The 1,573-nt window shown below is 35.3% G+C and carries 1 protein-coding gene; it reads right to left on the bottom strand.

The annotated features are described in order from the left end of the window. Positions 1–251: 251 nt before the first annotated feature. On the bottom strand, positions 252–950 hold the full coding sequence (locus tag F607_RS33355) for a helix-turn-helix domain-containing protein (protein ID WP_051311885.1): 699 nt from the start codon (positions 948–950) through the stop codon (positions 252–254). Positions 951–1,573 lie beyond the last annotated feature (623 nt).

Below are 1,573 nucleotides of genomic sequence, written 5' to 3' on the forward strand. Positions count from 1 at the left end.
TACTTCTCGTGGTGCCAGATATGGATTGTTTAGGTTTGATTGCCAAAGACCATCGATTATATGGCCATTAATAGGTGTTGTGCTTTCCATAGCAAGTACTCTATGATTTTTTATATAGCATATCTCATTAAAACCAAAAATCAAATAAAAAAGGTTATTAAATTATACTTTTGTGATTGCTAATATTAATCAAAAGGCAAGAAAGTCTTGCTGCTAATAATGAGCTAGCTTATTAAGCAGGGGGTAGGAGGTTAGTATCTGTTTTTTATTTGTTCAGATAGAGCTTTAAGAATTGCGAGGTCTTCCCTAGTTAACTTCTTCTCAGTAATCAGGGTTGTAAAGTCATGAATTACGCTCATTTGCTCTTCAAGGAATGATGAGTCTTGTTCAGTTGTATTGGTATGATTCGTGTTTGGATCTACGTTGAAGCTAGCAAGATCATCATTTCTATCAAGAAACCAGGAGCCTTTTAGTTGTAATACTTCACTAAGCTTTTCTAGCTTATCTCTTCTGGGATAGGTACGGACTTCAGCTTCTTTAGCTTCCCACCTGCCAACAGCACCTGTTGTAACGCCACAATAGTTGGCAACTTCAGTTTGGGTAAGGTTGAGTTCTCTACGTCGTGATCTTAACTTTGACCAAAGCTTTCCCATTTGGCGAGCTTCGACTGAAGCTTTGGCTTTCTCAAATGACTCCTCATCCATTTCTGCAATAGATGCGATTATAGGTGATTCAATTTGTTTCTCAGAGTAAAACCAGTTGATATCAACTTTTAAAATCTCACTTAGCTTTTGAAGTTTATCTTGTTTTGGGAAAGCTTTCCTATCAGGCTTTTGAGATTCCCACTGGTTAACAGCAGTCTGCGAAACACCACAGTAGTCGGCTACTTCCTTTTGAGTTAGCTCTAACTCTCGCCTTCTTGCTCTTAACTTTCGCCAAAACTCATTCATAAATATTTACTTGATGTAATCAAAAAAAGCTTTTATTATGATTTTACAAAGAAGAAATCGGCACTCTGTTAGAGGGCACCAGTTGACATGTTAAACTCTTATAGGAGCAAAAACCAGTGCCAAGGCTACCTTTATGCCTAAATTCAATGGTTTTCGTTATATGGAGCCATAACATACTCTGAATGGCTACAAGTGTTTCTGAGGCGATGATAAAACTTTACCTCAATTTTAATTTAACGTCACTTAGTTTAATTTTACTGTAAGTTTATACAGCCACTGTTCTGATAAGGAGTATCTAACATCATTTCGTTATATTTTATCTAATTAAAGCGGTTTATTTTCAGAGTTTAACTTTGCTTGAAGTTGTTACTCTCAATCAATACAGGAGGTATTGTTTAGTAAAAAGTACTTAAACTGATTCCTACTTAACTCATTTATTTTCAAATGCTCTTGAATCTGCTTTGTGACACTAGTGGGTTAAGCCATCTTTTCATGTTTAAAAAATTAAGATTCTTATTTTTGTAGATAAAAAAAAGCTGCCAGATTCTCGGAGGAAAAAGGCAGCTTATTAACACTAGAAGAGTAATTAGTATGGATGAATCTCACGATAAATACAATGGTTA

Origin of the sequence: Zooshikella ganghwensis DSM 15267, from assembly GCF_000428585.1 — a bacterium.
In the GTDB taxonomy this organism is placed as follows: domain Bacteria; phylum Pseudomonadota; class Gammaproteobacteria; order Pseudomonadales; family Zooshikellaceae; genus Zooshikella; species Zooshikella ganghwensis.